The organism is Streptomyces sp. NPDC054770 (assembly GCF_053611985.1).
In genome coordinates this window covers 1-18,072 of sequence record NZ_JBSHBL010000074.1, presented here as the reverse complement: position 1 = coordinate 18,072, position 18,072 = coordinate 1, and the positions used below count along the sequence as shown (strand labels likewise).

Sequence of the window (18,072 nt, the reverse complement as noted above, 5' to 3'; positions counted from 1 at the left end):
CGCCCTGATACGGCCGAAGGGCGGCCACCCCGTGCCGGGGTGACCGCCCTTCAGAACCCACTACTACTGGTTGTACGGACCGTAGTCGTAGTCCTCCAGCGGAACGGCCTGGCCGGAGCCGGTGCCGAACGGCGAGTAGTCGATGTCGTCGTAGCCGACGGCCGAGTACATCGCGGCCTTCGCTTCCTCGGTCGGCTCGACCCGGATGTTGCGGTAGCGGGACAGACCCGTACCGGCCGGGATGAGCTTACCGATGATGACGTTCTCCTTGAGGCCGATGAGGCTGTCGGACTTGGCGTTGATCGCCGCGTCCGTCAGGACTCGGGTCGTCTCCTGGAAGGAGGCGGCCGACAGCCAGGACTCCGTCGCCAGCGAGGCCTTGGTGATACCCATGAGCTGCGGACGACCCGAAGCCGGGTGACCGCCCTCCTGGACCACACGACGGTTCTCGTGCTCGAACTTCGAGCGCTCGACCAGCTCGCCGGGCAGCAGCTCGGCGTCGCCGGACTCGATGATCGTCACGCGGCGCAGCATCTGCCGGATGATGATCTCGATGTGCTTGTCGTGGATCGACACACCCTGCGAGTTGTAGACCTTCTGGACCTCGCCGACCAGGTGGACCTGGACGGCACGCTGGCCCAGGATGCGCAGCACGTCGTGCGGGTTGGTGGCACCCACGGTGAGCTTCTGGCCCACCTCGACGTGCTCGCCCTCGCTGACCAGGAGTCGGGCGCGCTTCGAGATCGGGAACGCCGTCTCGTCGCTGCCGTCGTCCGGCGTGATGACGATCTTCTTGGTCTTCTCGGTCTCCTCGATCCGCACGCGGCCCTGGGCCTCGGAGATCGGGGCGACACCCTTCGGGGTACGGGCCTCGAAGAGCTCGACGACACGCGGCAGACCCTGGGTGATGTCGTCACCGGCCACACCACCGGTGTGGAAGGTACGCATCGTCAGCTGGGTACCGGGCTCACCGATGGACTGGGCGGCGATGATGCCGACCGCCTCACCGATGTCGACCAGCTTGCCGGTGGCCAGCGAACGGCCGTAGCACATGGCGCAGGTGCCGACGGCGGACTCACAGGTCAGGACCGAGCGGGTCTTGACCTCCGAGACGCCACGGGCCACGAGCTCCTCGATGAGGACGTCACCGAGGTCGGTGTTGGCCGGGGCCAGCACCACGCCGTCCACGACGATGTCCTCGGCCAGCGCACGGGCGTACACGCTGGTCTCGACGTTCTCCGCCTTGCGCAGCACGCCGTCCGCGCCGACCTCCGCGATGTGCAGCTTGAGGCCGCGCTCGGTGCCGCAGTCCTCCTCGCGGATGATGACGTCCTGCGAGACGTCCACCAGACGACGGGTCAGGTAACCCGAGTCGGCGGTACGCAGGGCGGTGTCGGCGAGACCCTTACGGGCACCGTGCGTGGAGATGAAGTACTCGAGGACGGAGAGGCCCTCGCGGAACGAGGCCTTGATCGGACGCGGGATGGTCTCGTTCTTCGCGTTCGACACCAGACCACGCATACCGGCGATCTGCCGCATCTGCATCATGTTTCCTCGGGCACCCGAGTCAACCATCATGAAGATGGGGTTCGTCTTGGGGAAGTTCGCGTTCATCGCCTCGGCGACCTCGTTGGTCGCCTTGGTCCAGATCGCGATGAGCTCCTGCGTGCGCTCTTCCTTGGTGATCAGACCGCGCTCGTACTGCTTCTGGACCTTCTCGTCCTGCGCCTCGTAGCCCGCGACGATCGCCTTCTTCGCCTCGGGGACGACGACGTCGGAGATGGCCACGGTGACACCGGAGCGGGTGCCCCAGTAGAAGCCGGCCGCCTTCAGGTTGTCGAGCGTCGCCGCCACGATGACCTTGGGGTAGCGCTCCGCCAGGTCGTTGACGATCTCGCCGAGCTGCTTCTTGCCCACCGAGTAGTCGACGAACGGGTAGTCCTCGGGCAGCAGCTCGTTGAAGAGCGCACGGCCCAGGGTGGTGCGCAGCCGGAAGGTGTCACCGGTCTGGTACTCCGGCTCGCCCTCCTCGACGGCAGGCGGGGTCCAGCCGCGCGGCGGGATGGTGCCCACCGGGAAGCGGATGTCGATCGCCGACTGGAGCGCGAGCTCGCCGGCGTCGAACGCCATGGTCGCCTCGGCCGTGGAGCCGAACGCACGGCCCTCGCCCTTGGTGTCGCGCAGCTCGCCGTCGGTGGTGAGGAAGAACAGACCGAGGACCATGTCCTGGGTCGGCATCGTCACCGGACGGCCGTCGGCGGGCTTGAGGATGTTGTTCGAGGACAGCATCAGGATGCGGGCCTCGGCCTGCGCCTCCGCGGACAGCGGCAGGTGCACGGCCATCTGGTCACCGTCGAAGTCCGCGTTGAACGCGGTGCAGACGAGCGGGTGGATCTGGATGGCCTTGCCCTCGACCAGCTGCGGCTCGAAGGCCTGGATGCCGAGGCGGTGCAGGGTGGGCGCACGGTTCAGCAGCACCGGGTGCTCGGCGATGACCTCTTCGAGGACGTCGTACACGACGGTGCGGCCGCGCTCCACCATGCGCTTGGCGGACTTGATGTTCTGCGCGTGGTTCAGGTCGACCAGGCGCTTCATCACGAACGGCTTGAAGAGCTCCAGCGCCATGGCCTTGGGCAGACCGCACTGGTGCAGCTTCAGCTGCGGGCCGACGACGATGACGGAACGCGCCGAGTAGTCGACTCGCTTGCCGAGCAGGTTCTGACGGAAGCGACCCTGCTTGCCCTTGAGCATGTCGCTCAGGGACTTCAGCGGGCGGTTGCCGGGACCGGTGACCGGACGACCACGACGACCGTTGTCGAACAGGGCGTCGACGGCCTCCTGGAGCATGCGCTTCTCGTTGTTCACGATGATCTCGGGCGCACCGAGGTCGAGAAGGCGCTTCAGTCGGTTGTTCCGGTTGATCACACGGCGGTACAGGTCGTTCAGGTCGGAGGTCGCGAAGCGGCCACCGTCCAGCTGCACCATCGGGCGGAGGTCCGGCGGGATGACCGGGACGCAGTCGAGGACCATGCCCTTGGGGCTGTTGGAGGTCTGCAGGAACGCAGACACGACCTTGAGCCGCTTCAGCGCACGGGTCTTCTTCTGGCCCTTGCCGGTACGGATGATCTCGCGGAGCTTCTCGGCCTCCTCGTCAAGGTCGAAGGACTCCAGGCGCTTCTGCAGCGCCGCGGCACCCATCGAACCGTCGAAGTACGTGCCGAAGCGGTCCCGCAGCTCGCGGTAGAGGAGCTCGTCGCCCTCCAGGTCCTGGACCTTGAGGTTCTTGAAACGGGTCCACACCTCGTCGAGGCGGTCGATCTCGCGCTGCGAACGGTCGCGCAGCTGCTTCATCTCGCGCTCGGCACCCTCGCGCACCTTGCGGCGCACGTCGGCCTTGGCACCCTCGGCCTCCAGCTCGGCCAGGTCGCTTTCCAGCTTCTTGGCGCGGGCCTCCAGGTCGGAGTCACGGCGGTTCTCGACCTGCTGGCGCTCCACGGAGACATGCGCCTCCAGGGAGGGCAGGTCGCGGGTGCGGCGCTCCTCGTCGACGAACGTGATCATGTACGCCGCGAAGTAGATGACCTTCTCGAGGTCCTTGGGAGCCAGGTCGAGCAGGTAGCCCAGCCGGCTCGGGACACCCTTGAAGTACCAGATGTGCGTGACGGGCGCGGCCAGCTCGATGTGGCCCATCCGCTCACGGCGCACCTTGGCGCGGGTCACCTCGACGCCGCAGCGCTCACAGATGATGCCCTTGAAGCGGACGCGCTTGTACTTGCCGCAGTAGCACTCCCAGTCCCGGGTGGGGCCGAAGATCTTCTCGCAGAAGAGCCCGTCCTTTTCCGGCTTGAGGGTGCGGTAGTTGATCGTCTCGGGCTTCTTGACCTCGCCGTGGCTCCACTGACGGATGTCGTCAGCGGTGGCCAGGCCGATCCGGAGCTCGTCGAAGAAGTTGACGTCGAGCACTATGCGTCAATCCCTCTCAGGGTTGTAAGTCTGTGGTCTGAAACGGGGGCCTGGGGGTCGGCGGAGCCCTGATTCCTCAGGGCCCGCCGGACTCCCGTCAGACCTCTTCGACGCTGCTCGGCTCGCGCCGGGACAGGTCGATGCCGAGCTCCTCCGCAGCGCGGAAGACGTCCTCGTCGGTGTCACGCATCTCGATGGACATACCGTCGCTGGACAGCACCTCCACGTTCAGGCAGAGCGACTGCATCTCCTTGATGAGCACCTTGAAGGACTCGGGGATGCCGGGCTCGGGGATGTTCTCGCCCTTGACGATGGCCTCGTAGACCTTCACGCGGCCGGTGACGTCGTCGGACTTGATGGTGAGCAGCTCCTGGAGCGCGTAGGCGGCGCCGTAGGCCTCGAGGGCCCACACCTCCATCTCGCCGAAGCGCTGGCCACCGAACTGCGCCTTACCACCCAGCGGCTGCTGGGTGATCATCGAGTACGGGCCGGTCGAACGGGCGTGCAGCTTGTCGTCGACCAGGTGGTGCAGCTTCAGGATGTACATGTAGCCGACCGAGATCGGGTCCGGGAACGGCTCACCGCTGCGGCCGTCGAACAGCCGCGCCTTGCCGGACGGGAGGACCAGGCGGTCGCCGTCGCGGTTCGGGATGGTGTGCTGGAGCAGACCCGCCAGCTCGTCCTCGCGGGCACCGTCGAAGACCGGGGTGGCGACGTTGGTACGCGGGGCGACCTGGTCGGCACCGATGGCCTGGAGACGCTGGGCCCACTCGTCGGCGAGGCCGGAGACGTCCCAGCCGCGGCTGGCGAGCCAGCCGAGGTGGATCTCCAGGACCTGCCCCGGGTTCATTCGGGACGGGACACCGAGCGGGTTGAGGATGATGTCGACCGGGGTGCCGTCCTCCAGGAACGGCATGTCCTCGATCGGCAGGATCTTGGAGATGACACCCTTGTTGCCGTGCCGGCCGGCGAGCTTGTCACCGTCGGTGATCTTGCGCTTCTGCGCGACGTAGACGCGGACCAGCTGGTTCACGCCCGGCGGCAGCTCGTCGCCCTCCTCGCGGTCGAAGACGCGCACACCGATGACCTTGCCGGTCTCGCCGTGCGGCACCTTCAGCGAGGTGTCACGGACCTCACGGGCCTTCTCACCGAAGATCGCGCGCAGCAGGCGCTCCTCCGGCGTCAGCTCGGTCTCACCCTTCGGGGTGACCTTGCCGACCAGGATGTCACCGGCGATGACCTCGGCGCCGATGCGGATGATGCCGCGCTCGTCGAGGTCGGCGAGGACCTCCTCGGAGACGTTCGGGATGTCCCGGGTGATCTCCTCGGGGCCGAGCTTGGTGTCACGGGCGTCGACCTCGTGCTCCTCGATGTGGATCGAGGAGAGGACGTCGTCCTGCACGAGGCGCTGCGACAGGATGATCGCGTCCTCGTAGTTGTGACCCTCCCACGGCATGAACGCCACGAGCAGGTTCTTGCCCAGGGCCATCTCGCCGTTCTGGGTGGCGGGACCGTCGGCGAGGACCTGGCCCTCGATGATCCGGTCGCCCTCCAGGACGATGACCTTCTGGTTGACCGAGGTGCCCTGGTTGGAACGGGCGAACTTGGCCAGGCGGTACGTGATGTACGTGCCGTCGTCGTTCGCGGTGGTGATGTAGTCGGCGGAGACCTCCTGGACCACACCGGCCTTCTCGGCCTTGACCACGTCGCCGGCGTCGACCGCGGAGCGGTACTCCATGCCGGTGCCGACGAGCGGGGACTCGCTCTTGATGAGCGGCACGGCCTGCCGCATCATGTTCGCGCCCATGAGGGCACGGTTGGCGTCGTCGTGCTCCAGGAACGGGATCATGGCGGTCGCGACCGACACCATCTGGCGCGGCGAGACGTCCATGTAGTCCACGTCGTCACCGGCGACGTAGTCGACCTCGCCGCCACGACGGCGGACGAGCACCCGGGCCTCGGAGAAGCGCAGCTCGTCGGTGAGGCCGGCGTTGGCCTGCGCGATGACGAAGCGGTCCTCCTCGTCGGCGGTCAGGTAGTCCACCTCGTCGGTGACCTGGCCGTCGACGACCTTGCGGTACGGGGTCTCGACGAAACCGAACGCGTTGACGCGACCGTAGGAGGCGAGCGAGCCGATCAGACCGATGTTCGGGCCTTCGGGCGTCTCGATCGGGCACATACGGCCGTAGTGCGAGGGGTGCACGTCACGGACCTCGAAGCCGGCCCGCTCACGGGAGAGACCACCCGGGCCAAGGGCCGACAGACGGCGCTTGTGGGTGAGACCCGACAGCGGGTTGTTCTGGTCCATGAACTGGGACAGCTGGCTGGTGCCGAAGAACTCCTTGATGGAGGCGACGACCGGCCGGATGTTGATCAGGGTCTGCGGCGTGATCGCCTCGACGTCCTGGGTCGTCATGCGCTCACGGACGACGCGCTCCATACGGGCCAGACCGGTGCGGACCTGGTTCTGGATGAGCTCGCCGACACTGCGCAGACGACGGTTGCCGAAGTGGTCGATGTCGTCGGTCTCGACGACGATCGTGCCACCGCTGTCACCGGTCGTCTCGGTCTCGCCGGCGTGCAGCTTGACCAGGTACTTGATCGTCGAGATGACGTCCTCGACGGTCAGGATGCCGGCGTCCAGCGGAGCGTCCGCGCCCAGCTTCTTGTTGACCTTGTAGCGGCCGACCTTGGCGAGGTCGTAGCGCTTCGGGTTGAAGTACAGGTTCTCGAGCAGCGTCTGCGCGGCCTCACGCGTGGGGGGCTCGCCCGGACGCAGCTTGCGGTAGATGTCGAGCAGCGCGTCGTCCTGGCCCTGGGTGTGGTCCTTCTCCAGGGTGGCGCGCATGGACTCGTACTCGCCGAACTCCTCGAGGATCTGCTCGGTGGTCCAGCCGAGCGCCTTGAGCAGCACGGTGACCGACTGCTTGCGCTTGCGGTCGATACGGACACCGACCATGTCGCGCTTGTCGATCTCCATCTCCAGCCAGGCACCCCGGGACGGGATGATCTTGGCGGAGAAGATGTCCTTGTCGGACGTCTTGTCGATGGAGGAGTCGAAGTAGACACCGGGCGAACGGACCAGCTGCGACACCACGACACGCTCGGTGCCGTTGATGACGAAGGTGCCCTTGTTCGTCATGAGCGGGAAGTCGCCCATGAAGACCGTCTGGGACTTGATCTCACCGGTCTCGTTGTTGGTGAACTCGGCCGTGACGAAGAGCGGGGCGGCGTACGTGAAGTCGCGCTCCTTGCACTCGTCGATGCTGTTCTTCGGCGGCTCGAAGCGGTGGTCGCGGAACGTCAGCGACATCGACCCGGAGAAGTCCTCGATCGGGGAGATCTCCTCGAAGATCTCCTCCAGACCGGACTTGGTGGGGACGTCCTGACCGGACTCCAGAGCCTCCTCGACCCGACTCTGCCAGGCGGTGTTCCCGAGCAGCCAGTCAAAGCTCTCGGTCTGCAGCGCGAGCAGGTTGGGAACCTCGAGAGGCTCCTTGATCTTTGCAAAAGAGATGCGCAGCGGGGCGGTGCTGGCGCCGTTGTTCATATTCGCGTTCGAGGCAGTGCGCGAGGCGGCCAAGAGGGGGTCCTTCCGAGGGCTCGGACTCACTACGCGCTCCCCGGTCCCTTGCCGGACACAGAGACAGAAACCCCAGTTCAGAGGAGGTTCGGTCGTCGGCGTTCGGGTGAGGGCAGACCCCTGGTGACGGGCAGGGGACAGCTAACAGGCAGCGCAAAGGGTCAGTGTAGCCACTTGGCACACTGATGTCCAGTCTCCATTTTCTGAGACCCTCGTCATCGTCAACGCCTGCGTCACATGCCTGCCTTCAACGCACGTTGATACTGCCCTCTTCGTCGCCGATCCATGCCTCGGATTCGGACCGTTCTGGCGACGCGTCCTGAGAATTGCGCGCTGCGTGCGGTTCGTCAAGGCCCCCCTGCGCAAACCCGGTGCGCCCGGTGACACGACGAAGATCACCATACCTCCCGCCGGGGCGGGTGCAAGGCAACCGTGGTCGGCCTTCCAGGAACGCCGAAGAGCGACCACCCGGATGGATGATCGCTCTTCGCGGTCCGCGCGTTACAGCCCCGAGGGACGTGTTTCAGCGCACAGAGGTCTGCTCGACCTCAGAGGCCTTACTTGACCTCGACGGAGGCGCCGGCGCCCTTGAGGGACTCGGCGGCCTTCTCCGCGGCCTCCTTGGCGACCTTCTCGAGAACGGGCTTCGGGGCGCCGTCCACGAGGTCCTTGGCCTCCTTCAGGCCGAGGGAGGTCAGCTCACGCACGACCTTGATGACCTGGATCTTCTTGTCGCCGGCGCCGGTGAGGATGACGTCGAACTCGTCCTGCTCCTCAGCGGCCTCGGCCGGGGCGGCCGGACCGGCCGGGCCCGCGACGGCAACCGCGGCGGCGGCGGTGACGTCGAACTTCTCCTCGAACGCCTTCACGAACTCGGAGAGCTGGATCAGGGTCATCGTCTCGAACTCGGCGAGCAGTTCGTCCTGGGTGAGAGCCACGATGGCTTTCCTTCCACTAATTCGGCTGGTGCCGTGATGTACATGTCTGGCGGGCGTACGTTCGGCCCGCTACGACCGTTGCCGTCGGCGGACTGCCTCAGGCGGCGGTCATTTCGCGAGCCGAGTTACTCGGCACCGCCCTGCTCGTCCTGCTTGGCACGAAGCGCGTCCACGGTGCGGACGAGCTTCGACGGGAGCGCCTGGAAGACCTGAGCAGCCTGCGTCTGCTTGCCCTTCAGAGCGCCCGCCAGCTTGGCGAGCAGAACCTCGCGGGACTCGAGGTCCGCAAGCTTCTTGATCTCGTCGGCGGACAGCGCCTTGCCGTCAAGGACACCGCCCTTGATGACGAGGTTCGGGTTGTCCTTGGCGAAGTCACGAAGACCCTTCGCCGACTCCACCGGGTCACCGGTGACGAAGGCGACCGCCGTCGGACCGTTGAACAGGTCGTCGAGCGTCGTGATCCCGGCCTCGTTGGCCGCAATCTTGGTCAGCGTGTTCTTCACCACGGCGTACTGGGCGTTCTCACCGAGCGAGCGGCGCAGCGTCTTGAGCTGCGCCACGGTGAGACCCCGGTACTCGGTCAGCACGGCGGCGTTCGAGCTGCGGAACTGCTCCGTCAGCTCGGCTACCGCGGCAGCCTTGTCGGGCCTTGCCATAGAGCGTCGGCCTCCTTCCGGGTGATGAGGACCGCTCAGAAGGGGCTGAGGAAAACGAAACGCCCCGGCGCAGGCGCACGGGGCGTAGCTCGACCGAAATCACACACACTAGGCATGCGTCCCCGGGAGCACTTCCACAGTCACCTGCGCGGGTCGTCCGCGGTTCAGCGGATCCTTCGGCCGCCGCACGCTCTTACGAACACGCGGCAACGACCAGCGGTCTTTGGCTTCTGTAGGAGAGTACGGGACCTGTGCACAGCGAAGCAAATCGGCCCCTGCCGGCCCCGGTCACCGGCCGCCCCGGAGGGATCGGCACAGGTGGCCCGGCAGGTCAGCCGGGGTGGCTCAGGACGTCAGCCCGCTCGCGCCCTGCGCCTTGAGCAGCGACTTGAAGTCCGCGGTGTCGCCGGCCGGAGGCCGCTGCGCGCTGACCTTCACGCCGTAGTCGCTGTAGTGCGCGGTCTGGGTCATCGTGCCGGTCGCCGTGTCGGCCTTCTCGGTCTTCTTGACCAGCAGGTCCTGGTCATTTACCCAGATGTCGACGGTCTCGGTGCTGACACCGGCCTGGGTGAGCTGCTTCTTCAGGCCGGCCAGCTGGCCCGCCGTGAGGCTGCTGCTCCGCCCGGCCAGGTCGGCCACGTTCACCGTGCCCGCGTAGTGGGTGGTCGCCTGGCCGTCGACCTTCTCCTCGCCGACCTTGCGCACGTCGCCGGAGGCCAGCAGCATCTGCACGGACTTGTTGGGCGTGGTGTTCTGCATCTGGTCCTTGAGCAGTGCGCCCGAGCCGCCGGCGACGGAGGCCAGGTCGCCGTACCCGTACCGGATCCAGTGCTTGCCGCCGGTCTGCGCGGCGAACCTGTCGCTCATCTTCGCGTAGTAGGCGTCGGGCAGATAGCGGGCCTCCATCGACGTGGTACCGAGCCGGCGCATCAGCTCGGCCGTGCTGCCGCCGGTGTAGGTGATGGTGACCGTGCCGGATATGCCGTCGTCCCAGGCGAGGCCGCCGTTCGTCGTCATGGACAGCAGGGAGCCCATGGTCGTGGTGGAGCGGACCCGGGCGGAGTCGGCGCCGTCGGTGGACTTCTCCGCGGAGCGCAGCGCGGCGACAGGGCTGACCCGGGTCGCGGCACGGGCGCCGGCCCTGTCCTCCTTGCCGGAGCCTCCCGAGCTCCCGGAGCCTCCCGTGCCCCCCGCGGAGCTGCAGGCGGCCACCCCGGTCAGCGCGGCCGCCACCGCGATCGAGACGGCCGTACGACGCACCCGCCTGCTCTTCATCCCGCCCACCCCCATGAAGGTCCCGTGCCCCGACGCTAACCCAGGGCACCGACAACGCGCCCGAGAGTCGCACAAACAGCAGGACGGGCCCCGCAACCCTTTCGGTTGCGGGGCCCGTCCTGGTGCTGTCGCGTCCCTGACGCGGCTACCGGAGCGAGCGCGGGGCTCAGACGGCGGCCGGGTCCTCCTCGACGAGGAGGTTGCGGGTGCGGTTCGAGTCGACCGGAATGCCGGGGCCCATCGTGGTGCTGATGGCGGCCTTCTTGATGTAACGACCCTTGGCGGCGGACGGCTTCAGACGGAGGATCTCCTCCAGAGCGGCGCCGTAGTTCTCCACCAGCTTGTCGTCCTCGAAGGACGTCTTGCCGATGATGAAGTGCAGGTTCGAGTGCTTGTCGACGCGGAACTCGATCTTGCCGCCCTTGATCTCCGTGACGGCCTTGGCCGTGTCGGGGGTCACGGTGCCGGTCTTCGGGTTCGGCATCAGACCACGGGGGCCGAGGACGCGGCCGAGGCGGCCGACCTTGCCCATGAGGTCCGGGGTGGCGACGACGGCGTCGAAGTCCAGACGCCCCTTCGCCACCTCGTCGATCAGCTCGTCGGCGCCGACGATGTCGGCGCCCGCGGCACGCGCGGCCTCGGCACGGTCACCGGTCGCGAAGACCAGGACCCGGGCGGTCTTGCCGGTGCCGTGCGGGAGGTTCACGGTGCCACGGACCATCTGGTCGGCCTTGCGCGGGTCGACACCCAGGCGGAAGGCGACCTCGACGGTGCCGTCGAACTTGGTCGTGGAGGTCTCCTTGGCGAGACGGACGGCCTCGAGCGGGGCGTACAGCTTCTCCCGGTCGATCTTCTCGTCCGCAGCGCGAAGGGCCTTGCTGCGCTTGCTCACAACTTGCTCCTGTGTGTTCTGAAGGAGTCGTGGTGTACGGGCCGAGCAGGCCCTACCACGGTGGTTCTACGAAGGTGGGGTTCAGCCCTCGACCGTGATGCCCATGGAGCGGGCGGTGCCGGCGATGATCTTCGACGCGGCGTCCAGGTCGTTGGCGTTCAGGTCGGGAAGCTTGGTCTGGGCGATCTCGCGGACCTGCGCCTCGGTGATCTTGGCGACCTTGGTCTTGTGCGGCTCGCCGGAGCCCTTCTCGACACCAGCGGCCTTGAGGATCATCTTCGCGGCCGGCGGGGTCTTGGTGACGAAGGTGAAGGAACGGTCCTCGTAGACCGTGATCTCCACCGGGATGACCCAGCCACGCTGCGACTCGGTCGCCGCGTTGTACGCCTTGCAGAACTCCATGATGTTGACGCCGTGCTGACCGAGCGCGGGGCCGACCGGCGGAGCCGGGTTCGCCGCACCGGCGTTGATCTGGAGCTTGATGAGCCCCGTGACCTTCTTCTTCTTGGGAGGCATAGCTCTCCGGGTCCTTTCATTTCGGGTCCTGCCTGCGCGAGGGGACCAACCCGAACGCAGGCATACCGCACAACGATAACGGGTATAGATGCGCGGCCAAAAACGAAGCAGGTCAGGTGGCCCGCTTGAGGCCGACCTGACCTGACCTACCCAGGGGCGCGGGGCTGTAGCAATGTGCAGCTACCGCCGCGTGGGCGCGACCAGCCCCCACGCACCCGCAGTCGAACGACCAGCGACTCAGTTCTTCTGAATCTGATCGAACGAAAGCTCGACAGGCGTCTCACGCCCGAAGATCTCCACCAGACCCTTGACCTTCTTGGAGTCCGGGTTGATCTCGTTGATCGTCGCCTGCAGCGTGGCGAAGGGACCGTCGGTCACCGTCACCGAGTCGCCCACCTCGAAGTCCAGCACCTGGACCTCGACCTTGCGCTGCGGCACCGGCTTGCCCTCGGCCTCCGCCGCCTCGCGCGCCGCCTTCTCCTCGGCCTCCGGCGCGAGCATCTTGACGATCTCGTCCAGGGTCAGCGGATACGGGTCGTACGCGTTGCCGACGAAGCCGGTGACGCCGGGGGTGTTGCGGACGACGCCCCACGACTCGTTGGTCAGGTCCATACGGACGAGCACATAACCGGGCAGCTTGTTCTGCTTGATGGTCTTGCGGTCGCCGTTCTTGATCTGGACGACCTCTTCCTGCGGCACCTCGGCCTGGAAGATGTAGTCCTCGACGTTCAGCGAGACGGCGCGCTGCTCCAGGTTGGTCTTCACGCGGTTCTCGTAGCCGGCGTAGGTGTGGATGACGTACCACTCGCCGGGTAGCAGGCGCAGCTCCTCGCGCAGGGCCTGGACGGGGTCGACCGGCTCGGCGGGCTCTTCCTCGACAGCCCCCTCGACCTCGTCGGTCTCGTCGGCGTCTTCGCCCTCTTCGGAGTCCTCGTCTTCGTCCTCGACGTGGACCGCGGTCTCCTCGGCCGGCTCCCCCAGTTCGGCCTCGGCAGCCTCGAACTCGTCCTGCTCGTCCGCGCCCTCGACGATGTCCAGCTCGTCTTCGACGGCCTCTTCGGGCTCGACGGCCTCGACGGCGTCGTTCAGGTTCGGGTCAGACACGATGGCTGCTTCTTCCTGGATACATAGGGGTGGAACATGCGAAAACGGGCGCCGGTACCACGGCGCCCTTCGCTCTGTGCTCAGCCGAAGACGTACTTGGCCGCGTGGTTGAGTCCATAGTCAATCACGGTCACCAGAGCGATCATGATGGCGACGAAGAAGATCACCACGGTGGTGTACGACGTCAGCTGGTTTCGAGTCGGCCAGACGACCTTGCGGAGTTCCGCGATGATCTGGCGGTAGAAGGTGCCGAGACGCTTCAGCGGGCCCTTCTTGGCACGCTTACCGCCCTTGCGGCCCTTCTTCTTGGACTCCTGCACCTCGTCGGCATCAGGCGTGTCGATGGAGCCCACGGCGTCCGTCATTCGTCCTCACCTGGTCCCGGGTCATGGCCGTGCCGCGCCCGGTTTCTGGAGCCGCACGGCGGTGCAATACTTGTACGTACATGCGCACACATCCTGGCGGTGTGTGTAGCAGGGCCGGAGGGACTTGAACCCCCAACCGCCGGTTTTGGAGACCGGTGCTCTACCAATTGAGCTACGACCCTTTGTGTGCTCCCCAACGTACCGCATCCGGCCGGGTGCTCGGTGTGCACCCGCTCAGGCACGGCTGTTGAAGGCCAACGAGGTGAGAGTGTACGTGGTCCGCGGCGCCGCGTCGAACAGAAAGTGGCAGTCCCGGGGGACCGTACGGAAGATCGTCCTGGCCGGGGGCCGGATCCGCACGCTTGTTCATGGTTCGACCCGTGGATGTTCAGTCTGTGAAACCGGCGTGCCGGGCAGGTTTCCGGTCTGAAACGATGGGCCCCATGAGCGCTGCAACCCCTCCCACCGAGCGCCGGGTCTCCGCCCGAGTCGGCGCGATCTCCGAGTCCGCCACCCTCGCCGTGGACGCCAAGGCCAAGGCCCTCAAGGCCGCCGGGCGCCCGGTGATCGGCTTCGGCGCCGGTGAGCCCGACTTCCCGACGCCGGACTACATCGTCGAGGCCGCCATCGAGGCCTGCAAGAACCCGAAGTACCACCGCTACACCCCGGCCGGCGGTCTGCCCGAGCTGAAGGCCGCGATCGCCGCCAAGACGCTGCGCGACTCCGGCTACGAGGTCGACGCCTCCCAGGTCCTCGTCACCAACGGCGGCAAGCAGGCCATCTACGAGGCCTTCGCCGCGATCCTCGACCCGGGCGACGAGGTCATCGTCCCCGCCCCGTACTGGACGACGTACCCGGAGTCCATCCGCCTGGCCGGCGGTGTCCCGGTCGAGGTCGTCGCGGACGAGACCACCGGCTACCGCGTCTCCGTGGAGCAGCTGGAGGCGGCCCGCACCGAGAAGACGAAGGTCGTGCTCTTCGTCTCCCCGTCCAACCCGACCGGCGCGGTCTACAGCGAGGCCGACACCGAGGCGATCGGCCGCTGGGCCGTGGAGCACGGCCTGTGGGTCCTCACGGACGAGATCTACGAGCACCTGGTCTACGGCGACGCGAAGTTCACCTCGCTGCCGGCGATCCTGCCCGAGCTGCGCGACAAGTGCATCGTGGTCAACGGCGTGGCGAAGACGTACGCCATGACCGGCTGGCGGGTGGGCTGGGTCATCGGCCCCAAGGACGTCGTCAAGGCGGCCACGAACCTCCAGTCGCACGCCACCTCCAACGTCTCCAACGTGGCGCAGGTCGCCGCCCTGGCCGCCGTCTCCGGCGACCTGGCGGCCGTGGCGAAGATGCGCGAGGCCTTCGACCGGCGCCGCCAGACCATCGTGCGGATGCTCAACGAGATCGACGGCGTGTTCTGCCCGGAGCCCGAGGGCGCCTTCTACGCGTACCCGTCCGTCAAGGCGCTGCTCGGCAAGGAGATCCGCGGCAAGCGCCCGGCCTCCTCGGTGGAGCTGGCCGAGCTGATCCTGGAGGAGGCCGAGGTCGCGGTCGTCCCCGGCGAGGCCTTCGGTACGCCCGGCTACCTGCGCCTGTCGTACGCGCTCGGTGACGAGGACCTCACCGAGGGCGTGAGCCGGCTGCAGAAGCTGCTGGCGGAGGCCAGGGACTGACCTCCCTTCCTCCTTACCGCGCTCCACGCGCGCGTGCGGGCCGCCTCCCTCCGGGAAGGCGGCCCGTTCTCGTGTCCGTTCTCGTCCGTTCCCGTGTCCGTTCCCGTGGGCGTTCTCGTGTGCGAGCAAGGCCACTAACGGGGAATCCGCTACCGGTACGACAGGTGCGTACGGCAGGATCCTGGGATGGAGCACGTACGTGATGTCTCTGAGCTGCCGAAAGCTCATCTGCATCTGCATTTCACCGGTTCGATGCGGCCGGGAACCGTCCTGGAACTGGCCGACAAGTACGGCGTACGCCTCCCCGAGGCGCTGACCGACGCCCTGACCAGCGGCGAACCACCGAGACTGCGGGCCACCGACGAACGGGGCTGGTTCCGCTTCCAGCGGCTGTACGACGCCGCGCGCTCCTGCCTGAGAGAGCCCGAGGACATCCAGCGGCTGGTCAGGGAGGCCGCCGAGGAGGATCTGAAGGACGGCTCGGGCTGGCTGGAGATCCAGGTGGACCCGACGTCGTACGCCCCGCGCCTCGGAGGTCTGATCCCGGCCCTGGAGATCATCCTGGACGCCGTCGAGACGACCTCCAGGGAGACCGGCCTCGGCATGCGCGTCCTGGTGGCCGCGAACCGCATGAAGCACCCCTTGGACGCGCGCACGCTGGCCCGGCTCGCCGTCCGGTACGCGGACCGGGGTGTGGTCGGCTTCGGTTTGTCGAACGACGAGCGGCGGGGCATGGCGCGGGACTTCGACCGGGCCTTCCACATCGCCCGCGAGGGCGGCCTGCTGGCGGCCCCGCACGGCGGCGAGCTGACCGGCCCGGCGTCGGTCCGGGACTGCCTGGACGACCTGCACGCCTCCCGGATCGGGCACGGCGTGCGGGCGGCGGAGGACCCGAGGCTGCTCAAGCGCCTGGCGGACCGGGAGATCACCTGCGAGGTGTGCCCGGCCTCCAACGTGGCCCTGGGCGTCTACGAGAAGCCCGAGGACGTCCCGCTGCGCACCCTCTTCGAGGCGGGCGTCCCGATGGCCCTGGGCGCCGACGACCCGCTCCTGTTCGGCTCCCGGCTGGCCGCGCAGTACGACATCGCGCGCGTGCACCACGCCTTCACGGACGCCGAACTGGCGGAACTGGCCCGCCAGTCGGTGCGCGGCTCGGCGGCGCCGGAGGACATGAAGGAGGGGCTCCTGACGGGCATCGACGCCTGGCTCACCCGCCCGGTCTCCTGAAGTGCGCGTAGGGCGGGTACGCCTGGAAGCAGACCAGCACCTCCACGGGGTGCCCGCCGCCGGGCGGCTGTCTGAGCCCGTACAGCCCGGACACGAGTGACGCGTGCCCGTCGGCCACGCCCTTCTGACGCGGTCCCCAGCCGGCCGCGTAGGCCAGGGACATGGCCGCCTCGGCGAAGACGTGCGTGCCGCCGAAGAGGAAGAAGGTGTCCGCGTGGGTGGTGTGCCGCAGCTCGTCCCGGCGGTCGTGGTGCTGCTGTCGGGCGCGCCAGGCGGCGGCGTCCCGCGCGGTGCGCGCTTCGTCGGTGCGGACGGTGAGCGGCGTGCCGTCCTGGCGCAGTCGCCGGCGCAGCCCGGGCCACTGGGAGGCGCGCAGCCCGAGCGAGTGATGGACCAGGACGAGGTCGACGAGGGGTCCCTGCCCCTGGTCGGGCGGCACCCCGTCGCGCAGCGGCACATGGACGATCGTGTGCCGTGAGTGGGCGGCGAACGAGAGCAGTCCGGCAAGCCGGTTGAGCCCGTCGTGGTCGCCGGTGAGCGTGCCGATCGGCGCGGGTGCGCGCAGTGAGGTGTGACGCATCGGCTGCCAGGGCTGGACGATCCGGTGTTCGTGGGGGCCCGTGCGGGGCCGGAACTCGCGCAGCCTCAGCCGCATGCGGGATGCCTCATGGCACCAGGGTCGCGGGCGGGCGGGGTCCTCGGCAACGGAGATTCCGGAGGCCCAAGTTTCTGGGGATGCTCGCGTTCTCCGGAGGCTCGCGTTCCCTAAAGGCTCACGCCGACGGTCACCGGTTCGTTGACCAGGGTCACGCCGAAGGCCTCCCGGACCCCGGCGACGACCTCCCGTGCCAGCCCCAGCAAGTCCTCCGTCGTGGCGCCGCCCCGGTTGGTCAGCGCCAGCGTGTGCTTCGTGGAGATCCGGGCCGGCCCGCTGCCGTACCCCTTGGCGAACCCGGCCTTGTCGATCAGCCAGGCCGCCGAGGTCTTGGTGCGCCCGTCCCCCGCCGGGTAGGCGGGCGGCTCGGCCGCGTCTCCCAGCCGCTCCCGCACGCGCGCGTGGAAGGCGGCGAACTGCTCGTCCGTGAGGATCGGGTTGGTGAAGAAGGATCCCGCCGACCAGGTGTCGTGGTCCTCGGGATCCAGCACCATCCCCTTCCCGGCGCGCAGCTTGAGCACGGTCTCGCGGGCGTCGGCGAGCGGCACCCGGTCCCCCGGCGCCACCCCGAGCGCCCGCGCGGCCTCCGCGTACCGCACCGGCGCCGACAGCCCGCCGGCGTCCTCCAGCCCGAACCGGACGCGCAGGACGACGTACCGCTCGGGGTCGTCCTTGAAGCGGCTGTGCCGGTACGAGAACGCGCACTCCACGTTGGTCAGCGTCACCGCCTCGCCGGTCCGCCGGTCGTAGGCGACGACCTCGGTGACGGTCGAGGAGACCTCCTGCCCGTACGCCCCCACGTTCTGGATGGGCGTGGCCCCCGCGGACCCCGGGATCCCGGCGAGGCACTCGATGCCCGCGAGGCCGGCCTCGACGGTGCGGGCGACCGCGTCGGTCCACACCTCGCCGGCGGCCAGCTCCAGTGTCGTGCCGCGCAGTTCGAAGCCGGTGGTGGCGATGCGCAGGGCGGTGCCGTCGAAGCCCTTGTCGCCGATGACCAGGTTCGATCCGCCGCCGATGACCAGCAGCGGGGTCCCGCTGTCGTCGGCCGCGCGGACGGCGGCGATCACCTCGGCGTCGGTGGTCGCGGTGACCAGCCGGGTGGCGGGGCCGCCGAGCCGGAAGGTGGTGAGGGGGGCGAGGGGAGCGTCGTGGAGTTCCTGCACGCGCCCAAGACTACGAGACGCCACCGACAGCCCGGCCGCCACGAGCCGCACGCGCGCGTGGG

Annotated in this window: 13 protein-coding genes and 1 tRNA gene; 2 read left to right on the top strand and 12 right to left on the bottom strand. The window is 68.1% G+C overall.

Going from position 1 to position 18,072, the window contains the following annotated elements:
* Window positions 1-63 precede the first annotated feature (63 nt).
* The 10 genes from ACWGKQ_RS41050 to ACWGKQ_RS41005 form a co-directional block, all read right to left on the bottom strand.
* Window positions 64-3,963, bottom strand: coding sequence for a DNA-directed RNA polymerase subunit beta' (locus ACWGKQ_RS41050; protein ID WP_362719895.1), 3,900 nt, complete (start codon window positions 3,961-3,963; stop codon window positions 64-66).
* Between the two features lie 97 nt (window positions 3,964-4,060).
* Complete coding sequence (rpoB, locus tag ACWGKQ_RS41045) at window positions 4,061-7,546, bottom strand: DNA-directed RNA polymerase subunit beta (protein ID WP_453297163.1); 3,486 nt, start codon at window positions 7,544-7,546, stop codon at window positions 4,061-4,063.
* Between the two features lie 557 nt (window positions 7,547-8,103).
* The gene (rplL, locus tag ACWGKQ_RS41040) at window positions 8,104-8,487 is read right to left on the bottom strand and encodes a 50S ribosomal protein L7/L12 (protein ID WP_403434237.1); all 384 of its coding nucleotides are present in this window, start codon (window positions 8,485-8,487) and stop codon (window positions 8,104-8,106) included.
* A 122-nt stretch (window positions 8,488-8,609) separates the two neighbouring features.
* A complete protein-coding gene (rplJ, locus tag ACWGKQ_RS41035) occupies window positions 8,610-9,140 on the bottom strand; it encodes a 50S ribosomal protein L10 (RefSeq protein WP_009330729.1) in 531 nt (176 codons plus the stop codon).
* Between the two features lie 345 nt (window positions 9,141-9,485).
* Entirely contained in the window at window positions 9,486-10,415 is a 930-nt protein-coding gene (locus tag ACWGKQ_RS41030) for a hypothetical protein (RefSeq protein ID WP_453297162.1), read from the bottom strand.
* Between the two features lie 166 nt (window positions 10,416-10,581).
* Window positions 10,582-11,307: a 50S ribosomal protein L1 gene (gene rplA / locus ACWGKQ_RS41025; RefSeq protein ID WP_046731102.1), complete on the bottom strand. Its 726-nt coding sequence runs from the start codon at window positions 11,305-11,307 to the stop codon at window positions 10,582-10,584.
* Between the two features lie 81 nt (window positions 11,308-11,388).
* Window positions 11,389-11,823: a 50S ribosomal protein L11 gene (gene rplK, locus ACWGKQ_RS41020; RefSeq protein ID WP_037858373.1), complete on the bottom strand. Its 435-nt coding sequence runs from the start codon at window positions 11,821-11,823 to the stop codon at window positions 11,389-11,391.
* A gap of 237 nt (window positions 11,824-12,060) precedes the next feature.
* Complete coding sequence (gene nusG / locus ACWGKQ_RS41015; protein WP_453297161.1) at window positions 12,061-12,927, bottom strand: transcription termination/antitermination protein NusG; 867 nt, start codon at window positions 12,925-12,927, stop codon at window positions 12,061-12,063.
* Window positions 12,928-13,007: 80 nt separating this feature from the next.
* Window positions 13,008-13,292, bottom strand: coding sequence for a preprotein translocase subunit SecE (gene secE, locus ACWGKQ_RS41010; protein ID WP_089099479.1), 285 nt, complete (start codon window positions 13,290-13,292; stop codon window positions 13,008-13,010).
* A 109-nt stretch (window positions 13,293-13,401) separates the two neighbouring features.
* A tRNA-Trp gene (locus ACWGKQ_RS41005) sits at window positions 13,402-13,474 on the bottom strand.
* A 261-nt stretch (window positions 13,475-13,735) separates the two neighbouring features.
* On the opposite strand from ACWGKQ_RS41005, the gene ACWGKQ_RS41000 reads away from it, so the two are divergent.
* Together ACWGKQ_RS41000 and ACWGKQ_RS40995 are read left to right on the top strand one after the other, a co-directional pair.
* Complete coding sequence (locus tag ACWGKQ_RS41000) at window positions 13,736-14,962, top strand: pyridoxal phosphate-dependent aminotransferase (RefSeq protein WP_453297160.1); 1,227 nt, start codon at window positions 13,736-13,738, stop codon at window positions 14,960-14,962.
* A 186-nt stretch (window positions 14,963-15,148) separates the two neighbouring features.
* On the top strand, window positions 15,149-16,189 hold the full coding sequence (locus ACWGKQ_RS40995; RefSeq protein ID WP_453297159.1) for an adenosine deaminase: 1,041 nt from the start codon (window positions 15,149-15,151) through the stop codon (window positions 16,187-16,189).
* On the opposite strand, the gene ACWGKQ_RS40990 is transcribed toward ACWGKQ_RS40995, so the two are convergent.
* Window positions 16,170-16,844, bottom strand: coding sequence for a hypothetical protein (locus ACWGKQ_RS40990; RefSeq protein WP_453297158.1), 675 nt, complete (start codon window positions 16,842-16,844; stop codon window positions 16,170-16,172). The genes ACWGKQ_RS40995 and ACWGKQ_RS40990 overlap by 20 nt on opposite strands.
* A 110-nt stretch (window positions 16,845-16,954) precedes the next feature.
* Window positions 16,955-18,010 (bottom strand): UDP-N-acetylmuramate dehydrogenase, encoded by a 1,056-nt coding sequence (locus ACWGKQ_RS40985; RefSeq protein ID WP_453297179.1) that lies wholly within the window; start codon window positions 18,008-18,010, stop codon window positions 16,955-16,957.
* Window positions 18,011-18,072 lie beyond the last annotated feature (62 nt).